Annotated in this window: 14 protein-coding genes and 1 tRNA gene; 2 read left to right on the forward strand and 13 right to left on the reverse strand. The window is 68.2% G+C overall.

Annotated features, from left to right (window positions below; genetic code table 11):
• The first annotated feature begins 3 nt into the window (after positions 1–3).
• Positions 4–1,179, forward strand: coding sequence for a flagellar hook-associated protein FlgL (gene flgL / locus ED208_RS14210; protein WP_123212584.1), 1,176 nt, complete (start codon positions 4–6; stop codon positions 1,177–1,179).
• Between the two features lie 200 nt (positions 1,180–1,379).
• Here flgL and ED208_RS14215 read toward each other — a convergent pair whose 3' ends face one another.
• Positions 1,380–2,075 carry an OmpA family protein gene (locus ED208_RS14215; protein ID WP_123212585.1) on the reverse strand — a complete coding sequence of 232 codons (696 nt, stop codon included), beginning with the start codon at positions 2,073–2,075 and terminating at the stop codon, positions 1,380–1,382.
• Positions 2,076–2,079: 4 nt separating this feature from the next.
• Entirely contained in the window at positions 2,080–4,815 is a 2,736-nt protein-coding gene (rnr, locus tag ED208_RS14220; RefSeq protein WP_148044767.1) for a ribonuclease R, read from the reverse strand.
• A 73-nt stretch (positions 4,816–4,888) separates the two neighbouring features.
• On the opposite strand from rnr, the gene ED208_RS14225 reads away from it, so the two are divergent.
• A tRNA-Leu gene (locus ED208_RS14225) sits at positions 4,889–4,973 on the forward strand.
• A 238-nt stretch (positions 4,974–5,211) separates the two neighbouring features.
• Here the strand turns inward: ED208_RS14225 and ED208_RS14230 are convergent.
• The 11 genes from ED208_RS14230 to ED208_RS14275 form a co-directional block, all read right to left on the reverse strand.
• On the reverse strand, positions 5,212–6,537 hold the full coding sequence (locus tag ED208_RS14230; protein ID WP_123212587.1) for an adenylosuccinate synthase: 1,326 nt from the start codon (positions 6,535–6,537) through the stop codon (positions 5,212–5,214).
• A 24-nt stretch (positions 6,538–6,561) separates the two neighbouring features.
• The gene (locus ED208_RS14235; protein WP_123212588.1) at positions 6,562–7,557 is read right to left on the reverse strand and encodes an ATP phosphoribosyltransferase regulatory subunit; all 996 of its coding nucleotides are present in this window, start codon (positions 7,555–7,557) and stop codon (positions 6,562–6,564) included.
• A 5-nt stretch (positions 7,558–7,562) separates the two neighbouring features.
• Entirely contained in the window at positions 7,563–7,754 is a 192-nt protein-coding gene (locus ED208_RS14240; protein ID WP_123212589.1) for a DUF2065 domain-containing protein, read from the reverse strand.
• Between the two features lie 6 nt (positions 7,755–7,760).
• On the reverse strand, positions 7,761–8,633 hold the full coding sequence (gene hflC / locus ED208_RS14245) for a protease modulator HflC (protein ID WP_123212590.1): 873 nt from the start codon (positions 8,631–8,633) through the stop codon (positions 7,761–7,763).
• Entirely contained in the window at positions 8,633–9,751 is a 1,119-nt protein-coding gene (hflK, locus tag ED208_RS14250; RefSeq protein WP_123212591.1) for an FtsH protease activity modulator HflK, read from the reverse strand. The genes hflC and hflK overlap by 1 nt, the downstream gene beginning before the upstream one ends.
• 60 nt (positions 9,752–9,811) lie before the next feature.
• Positions 9,812–11,173 (reverse strand): ribosome rescue GTPase HflX, encoded by a 1,362-nt coding sequence (hflX, locus tag ED208_RS14255; protein WP_123212592.1) that lies wholly within the window; start codon positions 11,171–11,173, stop codon positions 9,812–9,814.
• Between the two features lie 32 nt (positions 11,174–11,205).
• On the reverse strand, positions 11,206–11,457 hold the full coding sequence (gene hfq / locus ED208_RS14260; protein ID WP_123212593.1) for an RNA chaperone Hfq: 252 nt from the start codon (positions 11,455–11,457) through the stop codon (positions 11,206–11,208).
• Between the two features lie 96 nt (positions 11,458–11,553).
• The gene (miaA, locus tag ED208_RS14265; protein WP_123212594.1) at positions 11,554–12,531 is read right to left on the reverse strand and encodes a tRNA (adenosine(37)-N6)-dimethylallyltransferase MiaA; all 978 of its coding nucleotides are present in this window, start codon (positions 12,529–12,531) and stop codon (positions 11,554–11,556) included.
• A 26-nt stretch (positions 12,532–12,557) separates the two neighbouring features.
• Positions 12,558–14,372: a DNA mismatch repair endonuclease MutL gene (gene mutL / locus ED208_RS14270; RefSeq protein ID WP_123212595.1), complete on the reverse strand. Its 1,815-nt coding sequence runs from the start codon at positions 14,370–14,372 to the stop codon at positions 12,558–12,560.
• Between the two features lie 2 nt (positions 14,373–14,374).
• A complete protein-coding gene (locus ED208_RS17695; RefSeq protein WP_267897954.1) occupies positions 14,375–14,497 on the reverse strand; it encodes a hypothetical protein in 123 nt (40 codons plus the stop codon).
• Between the two features lie 190 nt (positions 14,498–14,687).
• Positions 14,688–15,989, reverse strand: a complete 1,302-nt coding sequence (locus ED208_RS14275; protein ID WP_233575077.1) for an N-acetylmuramoyl-L-alanine amidase — start codon at positions 15,987–15,989, stop codon at positions 14,688–14,690.
• Between the last annotated feature and the right edge of the window lie 30 nt (positions 15,990–16,019).

Here is a 16,019-nt window from a genome sequence, read left to right on the forward strand (position 1 = left end):
GCCATGCGCCTGTCCACCCTCGGGGTCCACAACGCCAGCGTCAGCAGCCTGCTCAGCAAGCAGGCCGAGCTGGCGCAGACCCAGCAAAGGATCAGTTCGGAGCGGAAGTTCCGCACCGCCGGCGAAAACCCCGCCGGCATGGCGCAGTCGCTGGCGCTGGAAAGCGCCCAGGCCGCGCACGCCCGGCTCGGCGCCAACGTCACCACGCTGCGGCATCGGCTGTCGGCGGAGGAGTCCACGCTCGCCGCCGTCGACGACAATCTCACCCGCGTCCGCGAGCTGGCCCTGCAGGCCAACAGCGCCGCGCTCAGCAGCGAGGACCGCAGCCAGATTTCCGGCGAGCTGGAGCAGCTCTACGCGCGGCTGGTGGATCTCGCCAACAGCGACGACGGCACCGGCCACTACCTGTTCGGCGGCAGCCGCGACGGCGACGCTCCGTTTGCCAGCAGCGGTGGCGCGGTCCTGTACGGCGGCGATCAGCAGGCGCGCGAGCTGGCGATCGGCCCGGGCACGCGCATGACCGACGGCGATTCCGGCGATGCGGTGTTCCTGCGCATCCGCACCGGGGCGCAGGTCCAGACCGCCGCGAGCAATACCGGCACCCTGGCGCTTTCCGGCCTGGCTTCCACCGGTGGCGGCACCCAGGCGCTGACGCTGAGCTTCAGCGGCGGGCAGTACGAGGCGCGTGCCGCCGACGGCAGCCTGGTGCAGTCCGGCAGCTATACGGCGGGCGACTCGATCAGCCTGCCCGGCGTGCGGCTGAGCCTGAAAGGCAGTCCGGCCGACGGCGACAGTCTGGTGCTGAAGCCCGGCGGCAATCAGGACTTGTTCGCGCAGGTGCGTTCGATCATCGACGCCGTGCAGGCGCCGGTGGGCACCGATGCCGCGCGTGCCCAGGCGCAGACTCTGCGCAGCAGTGCGCTCAGCGCGCTCGATAGCGGCATGACCCATGTATCCAGCGTGCGTTCTTCCGTGGGCACTCGGCTGGCGTCGCTGGACCAGGTGGAGTCGCAACTTGGCGCCTTGGACGAACAGTTGCAGACCACGCTGTCCGATGTCCGCGACATCGGCTATGCCGAGGCGATCAGCAAGCTGGAGTTGCAGACCACGGCCTTGCAGGCCGCGCAGGCGGTGTTTGCCAAGGTGCAGGGGTTGACGCTGTTCAACTACATCCGCTGAGAGGTGTGGTGCTGTTGCCTTGATCTACGGCTGGGTTGTGGTTCGCGCGAACGCGCGAACCACAACCCAGCAACACCCATTCCCCACAAACAGCCCCGCTGCCTATCACCCAATCCGCAACCCGCACGATAGAAGACGCAGAAACAAAAACGCCGCGCTGTTCAGCGCGGCGCTTCGGAGCCAGTTCAGAGCACCCCGACTCAGCCTCCCAGATAGGGCGGCGGCGTCCAGGCCGACTGCTCGTTGCCTTCGACCACCGCCTTGATGACGATGTCCACACGCCGGTTGCGCGGCTCCGCGACGTTGTCGCCAGTGCGCACCAGCAGTTCGCGCTCACCACGCCCTTCCTCGCGGATACGGGCGGCGGGCAGACCCTGGCCAGCCAGATAACTGCCGACGCTGGCGGCGCGCTGGTCCGACAGCGTCTGGTTGTAGGCACTGCTGCCGACGGTGTCGGTGTGGCCGACCACGTGGACCACGGTCTGGTCGAAGCTTTTCAGGGTGCCGGCGATCTTGGCGAAGGTCGTCAGCGCGGCGGCCGACAACTGCGCCGAGCCGGTATCGAAGGACACATCGCTGGCGACACCGATCTTCAGGGTATCCGGCGCGATCTGGGTGATGACCAGCTCCTTGCGGCGCGCCTCCTCGGCGAGCTTGGCTTCCAGCTCACGACGCTGGCGGTCCATGTAGCCGCCGACCGCGCCGCCAGCCAGCGCACCCACCACCGCACCGACGATGGGCGCGCCGTCGGCGCCGCTGACCTGACGGCCAATGACGCCGCCGAGCACGGCACCGACGCCCGCACCGATCTTCTTGTCGCGATTCGGATCGCCGGCGCAACCTGCCAGGGTGGCTGCGGCCAGAACCAGGGCGAGGGGCTTGAGGGCTGCGTGCATGGATTTATCTCCGCTTCTTGTTGTTGGATCGTCTGGACTTCGAGGACTTTGGCGACGGAGCCTGCGGCTGGGGCTGACGCCCCTTGCCACCGGCGCGCTGACCGCCAGCTCCTGAGGGGGAGTGTGTGCGGCCGCGCTGAACCATTTCTGAACTTCCGCCCGCAGCCGAGGCCGCAGGCACCAGATCAATCTTGCGTTCCTCCAGATTGACCCGAACCACCTGCACGCGCAGCGGCTGACCGAGACTGTAGGCATGGCCGCTACGCCGGCCGACCAGGCGCTGGGTCTTGGGGTCGAGCTGATAACCCTCCTCGCCCAGGGCGGAGATGTGCACCAGACCGTCGATGTAGAGGCCGCTGAGATCGACGAACAGGCCGAAGGCGGTCACCGCGCTGACCACGCCGTCGAAGCTGTCGCCGACGCGGTGGCTCATGAACTCGCACTTGAGCCAGCTGCTGACATCGCGGGTGGCCTCGTCGGCGCGCCGCTCGGTCATCGAGCAATGCAGTCCGAGGGCCTCCATCTGCTCCTGGCTGTACGGGAAGCTCTTCGGCTTGCGGCGCTTGACGATGTGCTTGACCGCGCGGTGCAGCAGCAGGTCGGGATAGCGACGGATCGGCGAGGTGAAGTGCGCGTAATGCTCCAGTGCCAGACCGTAGTGGCCGAGCGGCTCGGGGCTGTAGCGGGCCTGCGCCATGGTGCGCAGGATCATCATGTGGATCAGGCCGGTGTCGGGACGACCGCGCGCCGCTTCGGTGACCGCCGCGAAATCCTTGGCCTGCGGCTCCTCGCCACCGCCCAGGGTCAGCGCGCGGCCGGCGAGAAAGTCCTTGAGCACCTGCACCCGCTGCGGATCGGGCCGCTCGTGCACGCGGTGCAGCGCCGGGGTCTCGCGGCCACTGACGAATTTCGCGGCCTCGATGTTGGCGGCGATCATGCATTCCTCGATCAACCGGTGCGCGCGGGTGCGCTGTACCGGCACGATGCGGGCGATCTTGCGGTCGTCGGTGAACTCGAACTTGGTCTCCTGCCCCTCGAAGTCGATGGCGCCGCGCTGCTGGCGCGCCGCGAACAGCGCGGTGAACACCGCGTCGAGGTTCTGCAGGTGCGGCAGCAGCTTGGCGTTGGCGCGCGCCAGCTCGCCCTTGGGTTCGGCGAGCATGGTGGCGACGTCTTCGTAGATCAGCCGCGCCTGCGAACGCATCACCGCCTCGTAGAACTTGGCGGCGCTCACCTCGCCGTCCTTGCTCAGCTTCATGTCGCAGACCAGGCAGAGGCGGTCGACATTCGGGTTGAGCGAGCACAGGCCGTTGGACAGCGCCTCCGGCAGCATCGGGATCACCCGCCGGGGGAAGTACACCGAGGTGCCGCGCTTGGTCGCCTCCTCGTCCAGCGGGCTGCCCGGCTCGACGTAGGCGGAGACATCGGCGATCGCCACCACCAGGCGGTAGCCGCCACGCACCTTCTCGGCGTAGACGGCATCGTCGAAATCGCGGGCGTCGATGCCGTCAATGGTCATCAGCGGCAGCTTGCGCAGATCGACGCGGCCTTCGATGTCGGCGGCGCGCACCTCGGGCCCGAAGGCCTCAGCCTCGGCTTCCACCTCGGGCGGGAACTCGTGCGGCAGGTCGTGACGGCGCAGCGCGATCTCGATCTCCAGGCCCGGCGCCAGATGCTCGCCGACGATCTCGGTGATGCGGCCGGTCATCGGGCTGCGGCTGCCCGGCAGGCTGAGCATTTCCGCGCGCACCACCTGCCCCTCTTTAGCGCCACCGAGATCGGCGCTGCTGACGCTCAGCTCGAACGGCTGGGCCTTCTGGTTGTCCGGCGTCACCAGCCAGCGTCCGGCCTCGCGGCGCAGACGGCCGACCACGAAGCGCGGCGCAGTGCTGAGCATGGCGACAAACTCGCCGGACAGGCGGCCGTTGGCCTCGACATTGGTGATCCGCACCCGCACGCGGTCACCGGTCATCAGGCCGCGCATCTCGCGCGCCGGCAGGAACACGTCCTCGCCCGGACCGTCGACCACCACGAAGCCGAAGCCGTCGCGGTGCGCGGACACCTTCCCGCCCAGTTCGTCGCCGACCTTGGGCAAGACCGGGACCGGCACCGCGGCGCTGGCCTTGAGCTTGCCGCCCGCCGGCTTCGCGGCGACCGGCGGCAGCGACGGCATGGCCGTCGCCGGCGGGCCGCTGATCAGACGCGACAGCGACTGCGCGGCGGTCTTCGCCGCCGCCAGCATGCCGCCCTGCGGCTTGGCCGGCACAGCCGGCACGTCGACCACCAGACCGACCTTGGCGGCCTCGGCTTTCGACACCGGCGGCGGGATCGGCTTGGTCGGCGGCTCCGCAGCCAGCGGCTTGGCGGTGGTCGTGGGCCTGGCCGCCGCCGGCGTGGCGCTGGCCGGCTTGGCCGGCGGCACCGCCTCCAGCGGCGTGGTCTCCAGCCGGCCGCGACGGTCGAGGCGCACCTGGCCGCTGCGACCCAGCTCCAGCAGGCGCTTTTCCAGCGCGGTCTGCTCCGGCAGTTTCTTCAGCTTGAAGTAACCGATGAGGTCGTCGAGCGAGCCCGGCGACTGCCGCAGCCGCGCCAGTACCGCCTCGACACTGGGCACACCGGCCGAGGCCACCGGCTTGGCGGCAGAGGGCCGGGGCGCCAGGACATCGGGGCTCTTCCAGGGCTCGTCGTAGGGCGTGCCGCCACGATTTTGATGAGAGCCAGAACTTGTACGTTTTTTCATTGACAACAGGCGGCCTCGCCGCGATACTGCGCGCCCTTGGAATTCGGCGGCTGTGATGGATGCCGATTCTCAGGCCGAGATGGCGGAATTGGTAGACGCACCAGTTTCAGGTACTGGCGGGTAACACCGTGGAGGTTCGAGTCCTCTTCTCGGCACCAAACAAACAAACCCGGCTCCGGCCGGGTTTTTTGTTTGGCGCCGTCGGCGCATTGATATTGGGTCTCCCCCACGTCGCCGGCTACGCCAGCAACGTCGCCCCCTCGCCGGGGGCAAAAAGAAAGCCGCGAGGGAGTGCCTCGAATGGCACTCCCGCCCGTTTCGCGGGCAGGCATGGATGCCTGCCCAGGGGCCAGATCAGTGGTTTGAGGTCTCGCCAGGGATGGCAACTAGGCGGCCTTAATCGAACGGATGGTGCAGCACGATGGTGTGCTCGCGATCCGGGCCGGTGGAGACGATGGCGATCTCGGTCTCGGTGACCTCTTCCATGCGCTTGAGGTAACGGCGCGCGTTTTCCGGCAGGTCTTCGTAACGGCTGATGCCGAAGGTGCTGCTCTGCCAGCCGGGCAGCTCCTCAAAGATCGGCTCGACCTTCTCGAAACCCTCGGCGCCGATCGGCGGATTCTCGATGACCTGACCATCGAGCTTGTAGCCGGTGCAGATGCGGATGACTTCCAGCTCGTCGAGCACGTCGAGCTTGGTGACGACCAGGCCGGAGACCGAGTTGTTGAAGATCGAACGACGGGCCGCGACCGCGTCGAACCAGCCGCAGCGGCGCGGACGGCGCGTCACCGTGCCGAACTCGTCGCCGACCTTGCGGATGTGGGCGCCGATGCCTTCCGGACCGTCTTCCAGCTCGGTGGGGAACGGCCCGGACCCGACACGGGTGGCGTAGGCCTTGACGATGCCCAGCACGTAGTCGAGTTCACGCGGACCAACGCCGGTGCCGGTGGCAGCGCCGCCGGCGGTGGTGTTGCTGCTGGTGACGAAGGGATAGGTGCCGTGGTCGATATCGAGCAGTGCACCCTGGGCACCTTCGAACAGCACGTTGTCGCCGCGCTTGAGGTGCTGGCGCAGGTGCTCGGTAACGTCCGCCACCATCGGCTTGATGACTTCCGCGTAGGCGAGCAGGTCGTCCAGCGTCTGCTGGAAATCCTCCGGCGCCTCCTTGTAGTAATGACTCAGCACGAAGTTGTGATAGGCCATCAGCTCGCCGAGCTTGGCGGCCAGCAGATCGCGCTGGTAGAGGTCGCCGACCCGCACCGCGCGGCGGGCGATCTTGTCCTCGTAGGCCGGGCCGATACCCTTGCCGGTGGTGCCGATCTTGGCCTCACCGCGCGCCTTCTCGCGCGCCTGGTCGAGACGGGCGTGGATCGGCAGCACCAGCGGCGCCGCCTCGCTGATCTTCAACCGCGAGCGCACCTCCATGCCGGTGGCCTCGACGGTCTCCAGCTCGCTCTTGATGCCCAGGCGCGGATTGCCACAGATGTGCGCCAGCGACAGCACCACGCCGTTGCCGATGTAGCAGGGAGCGCCCTCGCGCATGACGCCCGAGGGGATCAGGTTGAGCGCGGTCTTCTTGCCCTTGATGACCAAGGTATGGCCGGCGTTGTGGCCGCCCTGGAAGCGCACCACCGCCTGCGCGCGGTCGGTGAGCAGGTCCACGACCTTGCCCTTGCCTTCATCACCCCACTGAGCCCCGATGACGACGACGCTCTTACCCATGTGCTTCCCCTTGCAAAAAACAGTTCAGGCCGCGCCGAGGCGCAGCAGTTCGTTGACATCGGCCGAGAAGCCGGTGGCCGGCCGGGCCATGCCGAATTCACCACCGACGCCGTCGTAGCGGCCACCGCGCGCCAGCTCGCGGCCGTGGCCGGGCGCGAAGGCGGCGAAGGTGAGGCCGGTGTGATAGCGGGCACCGCGCAACTCGGCAAGATCGAGATGGATCGGTAGACCGGGGTGCTGACGAGCAATGGCGGCGATCACCTGCTCCAGCGTGCGCAGCGCCAGCACCACGCTGTCTCCATATCCCGAAAGCGTGGCGGCCGCGCTTTGCAGGACGCTGACATCGCCATGCAGGCCGGTGAGCGCCTGCAGCGCGACGGCGGCCTCGGCGTCGATGCCGAGCGCAGTGGCGAACGCCGACAGCTCCGGCCGCGACTTGCGCTGCAGGATGTCGAACAGCGTGGTCTCGTCCTCGGCCGACAGCGCCAGTCGGTCCACCACGGCGCGGTAGACGCCAACGTGGCCGAGGTCGAGGTGCACGTCGGCGACCCCGGCCAGGCGCAGGGTGTCGAGCATCAGCGACAGCACTTCCAGATCGGCGCCGGCGGCGCCCCCGCCGGCCGGCATGCCGAACAGCTCGCAGCCGACCTGGCGCGGCGAGCGCGGCCCGCCGAGCGCGTCCGGCCGGGTGCGCAACACCGTGCCCAGGTAGCAGAGCCGCACCACCGGGGTGTCGGCAAAGTGCCGGGCGGCGATGCGCGCCGCCTGCGGCGTCATGTCGCTACGCAGGCCGAGCAGGCGGCCGCTGGCCGGATCGGTGAGCTTGAAGGTGAGGCTGTCGAGATCGGCGCCGGCGCCGGTGAGCAGGGAGTCCAGGTGCTCCAGGAACGGCGGCAGGATCAGCTCATAGCCGGCCGCGCGGTAATGGTCGAGCAGCGCGCGGCGCAGCCCTTCGGCGCGCCAGGCCTGTTGCGGCAGCGCCTCTTCCATGCCGTCCGGCAGCATCCACAGCTTGGTCATGACTTCTAGGTCGTCGAAAGAAAATGCAGCAGCCCGGCGCCACTCAGCATGGCAACCAGGCCCAGTAAACGCAGCGGCCGGTCTTCGAGACTGGCTGCGCGTAGCAGCGATTCGCGGAACCGGCGCGGCGACAGGAAGGGCAGCATGCCCTCGATCACCATCACCAGGGCCAGCGCCCGCAGAAAATCTTCACCCACGGAGAACTACTTGCCGGCCTTGAAGCTGCGGAAGAACTCACCTTCGGGCTGCAACACCATCACGTCATTGGCGCCACCGAAGGCATCGCGGTAGGCGCCCAGCGAACGGTAGAAGCGGTAGAACTCGGCATCAGCGCCATAGGCCTTGGCATAGATTTCCGCCGCCTTGGCATCGCCCTCGCCGCGCAGCTTTTCGGCGTCGCGGTAGGCGTTGGCGACGGTGACCTGCGCCTCGCGGTCGGCTTCGGCGCGGATCTTCTCCGCCTCCTCGGCGCCACGCGCGCGGTAGTCGGCGGCAATCCGCGAGCGCTCGGCGCGCATGCGCTCGTACACCGAGCCGCTGACGTTGTCGTTCTGCGGCAGATTGATCGACTTGATGCGCACGTCGATGATCTCGATGCCCAGCTCCTTGACCTTGTCGGCGGCGCTGGTTTCCAGCGCCTGCATCATCTGGTCGCGCTCGCTGGTCACCGCCTGCTGGATGGTGCGCGAGCCGAACTGATCGCGCAGGCCACGGTTGACGATGGCCGAGAGGCGATCCGCCGCGACCAGCTCCTGGCCGCCGGTGGAGCGGTAGTACTGGAGCGCGTCGGCGACCCGCCACTTCACGTAGAAATCGACCTCGACGTTCTTCTTCTCGACGGTCAGGAAGTTCTCGGTCTGGTTGTCGAGGGTGAGGATGCGGCCATCGAACTTCTTCACCGACTGGATGAACGGCAGCTTGAAGTGCAGACCCGGCTGGAAGTCGGCGGTACGCACCGCCGACAGCTGGAACAGCACTGCGCGCTCGCGCTGGTCAACCACGAAGGCAGAGTTGCTGACCACGAACAGCGCCAGGATGACGGCCCCGAACAGGAACAGGCTACGGTCCTGAGTCATTAGCGGCTCCGGTCGCGGGAACGGGTGGCATCACCGCCGCTGACGCGCGGCGTGGCGGCGGCTTCGGGCGCGGCTTCCATCAGGGGCGGCTTGGGCTGGTTCTTCAACAGCTGATCGAGCGGCAGGTAAATCATCGGGGAACCCTTGTCGACATCCACCAGCACCTTGCTGGTCTTGCCCATCACCTCGCTCATGGCGTCGAGATATAGGCGGTCACGGGTGACCTGTGGCGCCTTGCGGTACTCGCCTACCAGCTGGCTGAAGCGCGAGGCATCACCCTGGGCCTTGGCGACCACCTGGTCGCGGTAGCCGGTGGCCTCCTCCAGCGTGCGCGCGGCAGCGCCACGGGCGCGCGGAATGCGCTCGTTGGCATAGGCCTGGGCTTCGTTCTTCAGACGCTCCAGATCCTCGCGTGCCTTGATAGCGTCGGCGAAGGCCGCCTGCACCGCCTCCGGCGGCTGCACCTGCCGGAGGTTCACTTCATTCACCACCAGGCCCGCCTTGTACTCTTCCAGGCGCTCCTGCAGCAGCTGCTTGGTGCGGTCGGCGACGGCCTCGCGTCCTTCGGTAAGGATGAAGTCCATCTTGTTCTGCCCCACCACCTCGCGCACCGCCGCCTTGGTGGCCTGGCGCAGGGTGAGGTCGGGGTCTTCGACGTTGACCACGTAGTCCACCGCCGAGCTGACCCGGTACTGCACCGACAGTTCGACATCGACGATGTTCTCGTCCTGGGTCAGCATGGTGGCGCGGTCGGTGACGTTGCGCACGCCGGTGAGATTCACCTTTTCGTGACTCTCGATCGGCCACGGCAACCGCCATTGCAGGCCGGGCTCGGTGGTCCCGACATAGGCGCCAAAGCGGAATACCACGGCACGCTGCTGTTCATCGACGGTGTAGAAGCCAGACATCACCCAGAGCAGGCCGACCAGGCCCAGCACCAGACCGATGCCGCCAGCCAGACGCGGACCGGAGCCCGGCTTGCCGCCACCCGGCTTGCCGGACAGGCGCGCCTTGAAGCGCTTGAACAGCTCGTCCAGATCGGGAGGCCCCTGGTTGCTGCCCTTCCCGCCCTGATTCCAGGGGTCGCGGTTACCCGACCCCGGTTCATTCCATGCCATTAGCAAATTTCTCGTCTGAGTGATCCAGATTCGGCTGCTGCCGTCAGGATGGGCCTGCCTTCAGTCGCGGACGCCCGTGGTGGAACGACCCGCGCGGGTACGGCCACGTTCCCAAGATTCTAGGGGGCGGGCGGCGGCGGCGCCATTCAGCGGCACACCCGCCTCGCGGCAGATGCGTTCGTAACGTGGGCGCGGCAAGCGCAGTTGCAAGTGCGAAACACCCTTGTCGTCGATGCGCTCCGCCTGCACGGCGTGGCTGGCGTAGAGCAGCGCGCGCAGCTTGCCCTGGGCCGGCGTCACCGCCATTTCGCCCTCGAACAGGTCGGGGAAGATCAGCTCCGACAGCACCTCGCGCAGCGCGTCCAGGCCCTCGCCGGTCCTGGCAGACAGGAATACCCGCTTCGGCCGGCCGGCCTCGTCGCGTTCCACCCGCGCGGTTTCGTGTTCGCTCAGGTCGATCTTGTTGAACACCAGCAGGGTCGGCACCTCTTCGGCCTCGATCTCCTGCAAGACCGCATTGACCTGCTCGATGCGACTGGCCCGCTCGGGGTCGGCGGCATCGAGCACGTGCAGCAGCAGATCGGCTTCGCGCGCCTCTTCCAGCGTGGCGCGGAAGGCGGCCACCAGGTCGTGCGGCAGATCGCGGATGAAGCCCACGGTGTCGGCGAGCAGGATCTCCTGATCGGCCGGCAGCTGCAGCTTGCGGATGGTGGTATCGAGGGTGGCGAACAGCTGGTCGGCGGCGTAGGCCTCGGCACCGGTCATGCTGTTGAACAAGGTGCTCTTGCCGGCGTTGGTGTAGCCGACGATCGACACCAGCGGCGTCTCGTTGCGCTTGCGCGCCCGCCGCGACAGCGCGCGGTGGCGCTTCACGTCTTCCAGTTGCCGGCGCAGATGCGCCATCCGGTCCTTGATCAGGCGGCGATCAAGTTCGAGCTGAGTCTCGCCGGGGCCGGACAGGCCGATGCCGCCACCCTGCTGCCGCTCCAAGTGGGTCCAGCCGCGCACCAGGCGGGTCGCCAGGTGCTGCAACTGCGCCAGTTCCACCTGCAACTTGCCCTCGTGGGTACGGGCACGCTTGGCGAAGATGTCGAGTATCAGGCCGGCGCGCGACAGCACGCGGCAGCGGAGCACACGTTCAAGATTGCGCTCCTGGGCCGGCGACAGCTCGTGATTGAAGATCGCCACCTCGGCCTCGCCCGCCGCGCAGGCAGCCGCAACCTCATCGGCCTTGCCCGAGCCGATGAACATGCCGGCATCCGGCCGTTGCCGGGAACCGCCGATGACAGCGACGATCTCGGCACCGGCGGAACGGGCCAACTCCTCGAACTCGCGGCGGTCGGACTCGAAGTCCGACCCCGGCAATTCGAGGTGCACCAGCACGGCTTTCTGCCCGCCTTGCGGGCGCTCGATGAACTTCAGCGGGAGCTCCGAGGCCGGTCAGCCGGCCGCCATCAGGCGGAAGGCGCGGCCGCTTCCTCGCCCTCGGTCTCGGCCAGGCGCACAGCGCGGGCGGGAACGATGGTGGAGATCGCGTGCTTGTAGACCATCTGGCTCACGGTGTTGCGCAGCAGCACCACGAACTGGTCGAAGGATTCGACGTGACCTTGCAGCTTGATGCCGTTGACCAGGTAGATGGAGACCGGAATGCGTTCCTTGCGCAGGGCATTGAGGAACGGTTCCTGGAGGGTTTGGCCTTTGGACATGGCTGACTTCCTTTTGTTGTTGTTGCTGATTGTCATGGACCTGCGATACCGCTTGATTACCGCTCGCAGGCAAGTTTTGATTTTACCACGGTACCGCTAGGCCGCCTTGACCGCCGAGCACAGCCTTTCGACCGTTCGCTCCAGAGCCACACCGCCCTGCCGTGGATCAAGCCACTCGCTGTCCCGCTCGCTGCGCAGCCAGGTGATCTGGCGCTTGGCGTACTGCCGGGTGGCGATGATTCCCCGCTCCACTGCGTCGCTCAGACTGCCGCGACCGTCCAAATGTTCCCAGAGCTGGCGATATCCCACAGAACGGATTGAGGGCAGGCCCGGATGCAGGTCGCCACGCGCCCTCAGCGCCCGCACCTCGTCGAGAAAGCCGCGCGCCATCATCTGCCGGAAGCGCTCGGCAATCGCCGCGTGCAGGGTTTCCCTCTCCGGCGGCATCAGTGCCAGCTTCACCAGCGGCCCGGCCAAGCCCGCCGACTTCGGCGCCGCCCAGTGAGCGCTGCGCGAGCGGCCGCTCAGCAAGAGGATCTCCAGCGCCCGCTGGATGCGCTGCTGGTCGTTGGGCTTGATCTTGGCACCGGCTTCCGGGTCCAGCGCCGCCAGCCGCTCGTGCAGCGCCGGCCAGCCCAGCGCCTGGGCCTCCGCCTCCAGCTGTGCACGCAGCGCGGGATCGGCGGGCGGCAACTCGGAGAGTCCGTACTCCAGAGCTCGGAAGTACAGGCTGGTGCCACCGACCAGAATCGGCAGATGGCCGCGCGCGCGGATCGCCGCCAGCAGGGCCAGGGCATCGTCGCGAAAGCGGGCAGCGGAATAGCTCTCGGCGGGATCGAGGATGTCGATCAGCGCCTGCGGCACCGCCGCCAGCACCGCCGGCTCCGGCTTGGCGGTGCCGATGTCCATGCCCCGGTACACCTGGGCGGAATCAACACTGATCAGCTCGGCCGCCGGCCAGGGTAGCCGGCCCGCCGCGGCGGCGGCATGCAGGGCCAGCGCCAGGCCGGTCTTGCCGGAAGCGGTCGGCCCCATCAGGAACAGGACTGGAATGGTCTCGGCGGCTGCGGTCATCCGCCCGTCTCCTCGCGGCGCATGGACTAGCGCCCCCGCAGGAACAGCCGGTCCAGCTCGGCCAGCTCCACCTGCACCCAGGTCGGACGGCCGTGGTTGCACTGGCCGGCCAGCTCGGTCTGCTCCATGTCGCGCAGCAGCGCATTCATCTCGCTCAGGCTCATCACCCGGTTGGCCTTGATCGCCGCCTTGCAGGCCATTTCCGCCAGCACCCGGTGCTGAGCATCCAGCACCTCGCCGAGATGGGCGTGCGAGCCGCTGTCGCTGCTGCGGCCCAGCACCTGGCGCAGCAAGTCCACCACCGCCTCGCTCGGCAGCAGCGCCGGCGTGGCACGCACCAGTAGTTGGCCAGGGCCGCTGCGGTCCACTTGCAGGCCGGCGGCCAGCAGGGTCGCGGACTGGGTTTCGGCGGCTTCGGCCTCGTCTTCCGGGAGGTTCACCAGCACCGGGGCCAGCAGCGCCTGCGAGGGCACTCCACCCTCGGCCAGCTCGCGCTTGTAGCGCTCGTAGAGCACCCGCTCGTGGGCGGCGTGCATATCGACGACGATCAGGCCGCGCGCGTTCTGGGCCAGGATGAAGATGCCGTGCAGCTGCGCCACCGCGTAGCCCAGCGGGTGCTCCACCGGCGAGGTGGCGCCGGGCGGCGCCGGCACCGCAGCCCGGCTGACCTCGGCCAGGCCGGCCCAGGTCGGCGCGCTGGCCGCCGGCGCGGCGAAGTAACGACCGGGCGGCTCGCCCAGACGAGGCGCGGTGCTCAGCGGCAGCGCATAGGGCTGCGGCTCGCGCGCCGGCTCGGCGGCACTGCCGAAACCGACGCCGTGATGGTGCTCGGGCTCTGGCCGCAGCTCGCGCAGCCAGCGGTGCACCAGGCCGAACAGGAAGTCGTGCACCCGCGCCGCCTCGCGGAAACGCACCTCGGTCTTCTGCGGATGCACGTTCACGTCCACCGCCGCCGGGTCCAGGGTCAGCGCCAACACGAACGCCGGGTGGCGGGTACTGTGCAGGGCGTCGGCATAGGCGCGCCGCAGGGCGGCACCGAGCAGACGATCACGCACGCCGCGACCGTTGACGGTGAGGAACTGCAAGTCCGGCTGCGCCCGCGAGAAGCTGGGCAGGGCGATCCAGCCGGCCAAGCGCAGACCGCCGAGTTCGGCCTCGCGGTAGATGGCATTGGCGAGGAACTCCGCGCCGCAGACCGCCGCCAGCCGCCGCTCGTTGGCGGCCGCGTCCTCGGCAGGCTCCACATCCAGCAGCCGGCGGCCGTCGTGGCTGAGCGCAAAGGCCACGTCCGGCCGCGCCAAGGCCAGGCGCCGCAGCGCGGTTTCGACATGGCGCGCCTCGGTGCCCGGGCTCTTCATGAACTTCCGCCGCGCCGGGGTGCTGAAGAACAGGTCCAGCACTTCCACGGCCGTGCCCTGCGCCTGCGCCGCCGGCACCGGTTCGGCGCTGGCGAGACCACCCTCGCCGCCCAGACGCCAGCCGTGTGGCTCGACCGCCGTGCGCGAACTCAAGCTCAGGCGCGATACCGCCAGGATGCTCGCCAGGGCCTCACCACGGAAACCCAGACTGGCGACCCGCTCCAGGTCGTCGAGGCTGGCGATCTTGCTGGTGGCATGGCGCGCCAGCGCCAGCGGCAATTCCTCGCGCGGGATGCCGCGCCCGTCATCGCGCACCAGAATGCGCCGCAGCCCGCCCTGCTCCAGCTCCACCACCACCCGCCGGGCACCGGCATCGAGGGCGTTCTCGACCAGTTCCTTGACCACCGCCGCCGGGCGCTCAACAACCTCGCCCGCCTTGATCTGGTTGATCAGGACTTCCGGCAACTGTTTGATCGTTGTCATCTTTACCGAGCCCAGCATTGGGCGAGGTCGAAACGCCCCTGATCATTGCCGTGCAGGCCAGCCTGCACAGGGCCCGCCTTGATCTGGTTGATCAGGACTTCCGGCAACTGCTTGATCGTGGTCATCTTTACCGAGCCCAGCATTGGGCGAGGTCGAAACGCCCTTGATCATTGCCGTGCAGGCCAGCCTGCACGGGGCCCGCCTTGATCTGGTTGATCAATACCTCGGGCAGCAACTGGATCGGCATGGCGGTCGGCAAAAGCAAAAAACGGCGCGCAGGATAACCCGCGCGCCGCGTTCAGCCCGGTTTCGCGATCAGCGCGGCTTCTTGCGCCGCAGGCTCACCGGCACCGGTCCGGGCTCCGACTGCACCACCTGCTGCTGCGGGCGGTAGCCGGAGAAGTAGCCTTTGATGCCGGCCAGCAGCGAGGCGGCCATGCTGTCCTGGTAGTCGGAGGCGGCCAGCAGGCGCTCGTCCTCGGGATGGCTGAGGAAGGCGGTCTCCACCAGCACCGAAGGAATGTCCGGCGCCTTGAGCACCGCAAAGCCGGCCTGCTGCACCTCGGCCTTCTGCAGAGGATTGAACTGGCCGATGGACTCCAGGAGCCGCGAGCCAAAGTCGAAGCTGGCCTCGCGCACCGCCGTCTGGGAGATGTCGAGCAGCACCGAGGCGAGGTCGTCGTCCTTCCCGGCGATGCCGACGCCACCGACCAGATCGGCGGCATTTTCCAGGCTGGCCAGCATCTTGGCGTGTTCGCTGGTGGCACCGCGCTGGCTCAGCACGTAGACCGCCGAGCCGCGTACGTTCTTCGCCACCGGCAGGGAGTTGGCGTGGATCGACACGAACAGATCGGCCTGCGCCTTGCGGGCGATGGCGGTGCGCTCGCGCAGGCCGACGTAGTAGTCACCGTTGCGGGTCAGCACCGCCTTGTAGCCGGGAGTTTCGTTGACCATGCGCGCCAGCTTGCGGGCGATGCGCAGGCAGACTTCCTTTTCGATCACACCATTGCGGCCGCGAGCGCCCGGATCTTCGCCGCCGTGACCGGCGTCGATGGCGACGATGATCGGTTTCTGCCCAGGCATCGGCGCCGGGCGGGCAGCAGGCGCGGCATCGACGCGCAGACTGGGCCGGGGCGACGGCGCCACCGCGACCGTCGCCGGGCTCGGCGCCGAGACGACCGGCGCGGCTGGCGCAGCGGCAATCACCGACTCGGAAGACTCGGGCAGAGCAGGCATCGCCGGCGCAGAAGCCTGGCTGCCGTAAAGATCAAAGATCAGTCGATAGCCGTACTGCCCGTTGGGCTCCAGACCGAAGCTCTTGGGACTGGCGGTCTCGGCGAGATCCAGTACCACCCGCAGGCCCCCGTCGCGCGGGCCGGTGCGGACGCTTTTGACCAAGCCCTTACTGAGACCGTCCAGCTGCACCGAGCCGGCAAGCTTGGCGTCGGCGATATCAATCACCAGACGGCTGGGATTTTCCAGGGTGAAGGACTTGTGGCTGGTCTGGCTTTCCAGGTCGAAGACCACGCGGGTGCTTTCCGGGCCGTCCCAGAGACGCAGGTCACGCAGCTCGTTGGCGTGCGCGAGCGACGCCAGCAAACCCAGAACCATGGCCATTAGCCCACGCATCACCCCAACTCCCGCAAG

Source organism: Stagnimonas aquatica, assembly GCF_003730135.1.
Lineage (GTDB): Bacteria > Pseudomonadota > Gammaproteobacteria > Nevskiales > Nevskiaceae > Stagnimonas > Stagnimonas aquatica.

Excerpts from the sequence above, each read along its gene's own strand:
- mutL (WP_123212595.1), bottom strand. The coding sequence starts at position 14,372 with ATGACAACGATCAAACAGTTGCCGGAAGTCCTGATCAACCAGATCAAG.
- ED208_RS14215 (WP_123212585.1), bottom strand. The coding sequence starts at position 2,075 with ATGCACGCAGCCCTCAAGCCCCTCGCCCTGGTTCTGGCCGCAGCCACC.
- rnr (WP_148044767.1), bottom strand. The coding sequence starts at position 4,815 with ATGAAAAAACGTACAAGTTCTGGCTCTCATCAAAATCGTGGCGGCACG.
- ED208_RS17695 (WP_267897954.1), bottom strand. The coding sequence starts at position 14,497 with ATGACCACGATCAAGCAGTTGCCGGAAGTCCTGATCAACCAGATCAAG.
- ED208_RS14235 (WP_123212588.1), bottom strand. The coding sequence starts at position 7,557 with ATGACCAAGCTGTGGATGCTGCCGGACGGCATGGAAGAGGCGCTGCCG.
- ED208_RS14275 (WP_233575077.1), bottom strand. The coding sequence starts at position 15,989 with ATGGCCATGGTTCTGGGTTTGCTGGCGTCGCTCGCGCACGCCAACGAG.
- ED208_RS14230 (WP_123212587.1), bottom strand. The coding sequence starts at position 6,537 with ATGGGTAAGAGCGTCGTCGTCATCGGGGCTCAGTGGGGTGATGAAGGC.
- hflK (WP_123212591.1), bottom strand. The coding sequence starts at position 9,751 with ATGGCATGGAATGAACCGGGGTCGGGTAACCGCGACCCCTGGAATCAG.
- miaA (WP_123212594.1), bottom strand. The coding sequence starts at position 12,531 with ATGACCGCAGCCGCCGAGACCATTCCAGTCCTGTTCCTGATGGGGCCG.
- hflC (WP_123212590.1), bottom strand. The coding sequence starts at position 8,633 with ATGACTCAGGACCGTAGCCTGTTCCTGTTCGGGGCCGTCATCCTGGCG.
- hfq (WP_123212593.1), bottom strand. The coding sequence starts at position 11,457 with ATGTCCAAAGGCCAAACCCTCCAGGAACCGTTCCTCAATGCCCTGCGC.
- flgL (WP_123212584.1), top strand. The coding sequence starts at position 4 with ATGCGCCTGTCCACCCTCGGGGTCCACAACGCCAGCGTCAGCAGCCTG.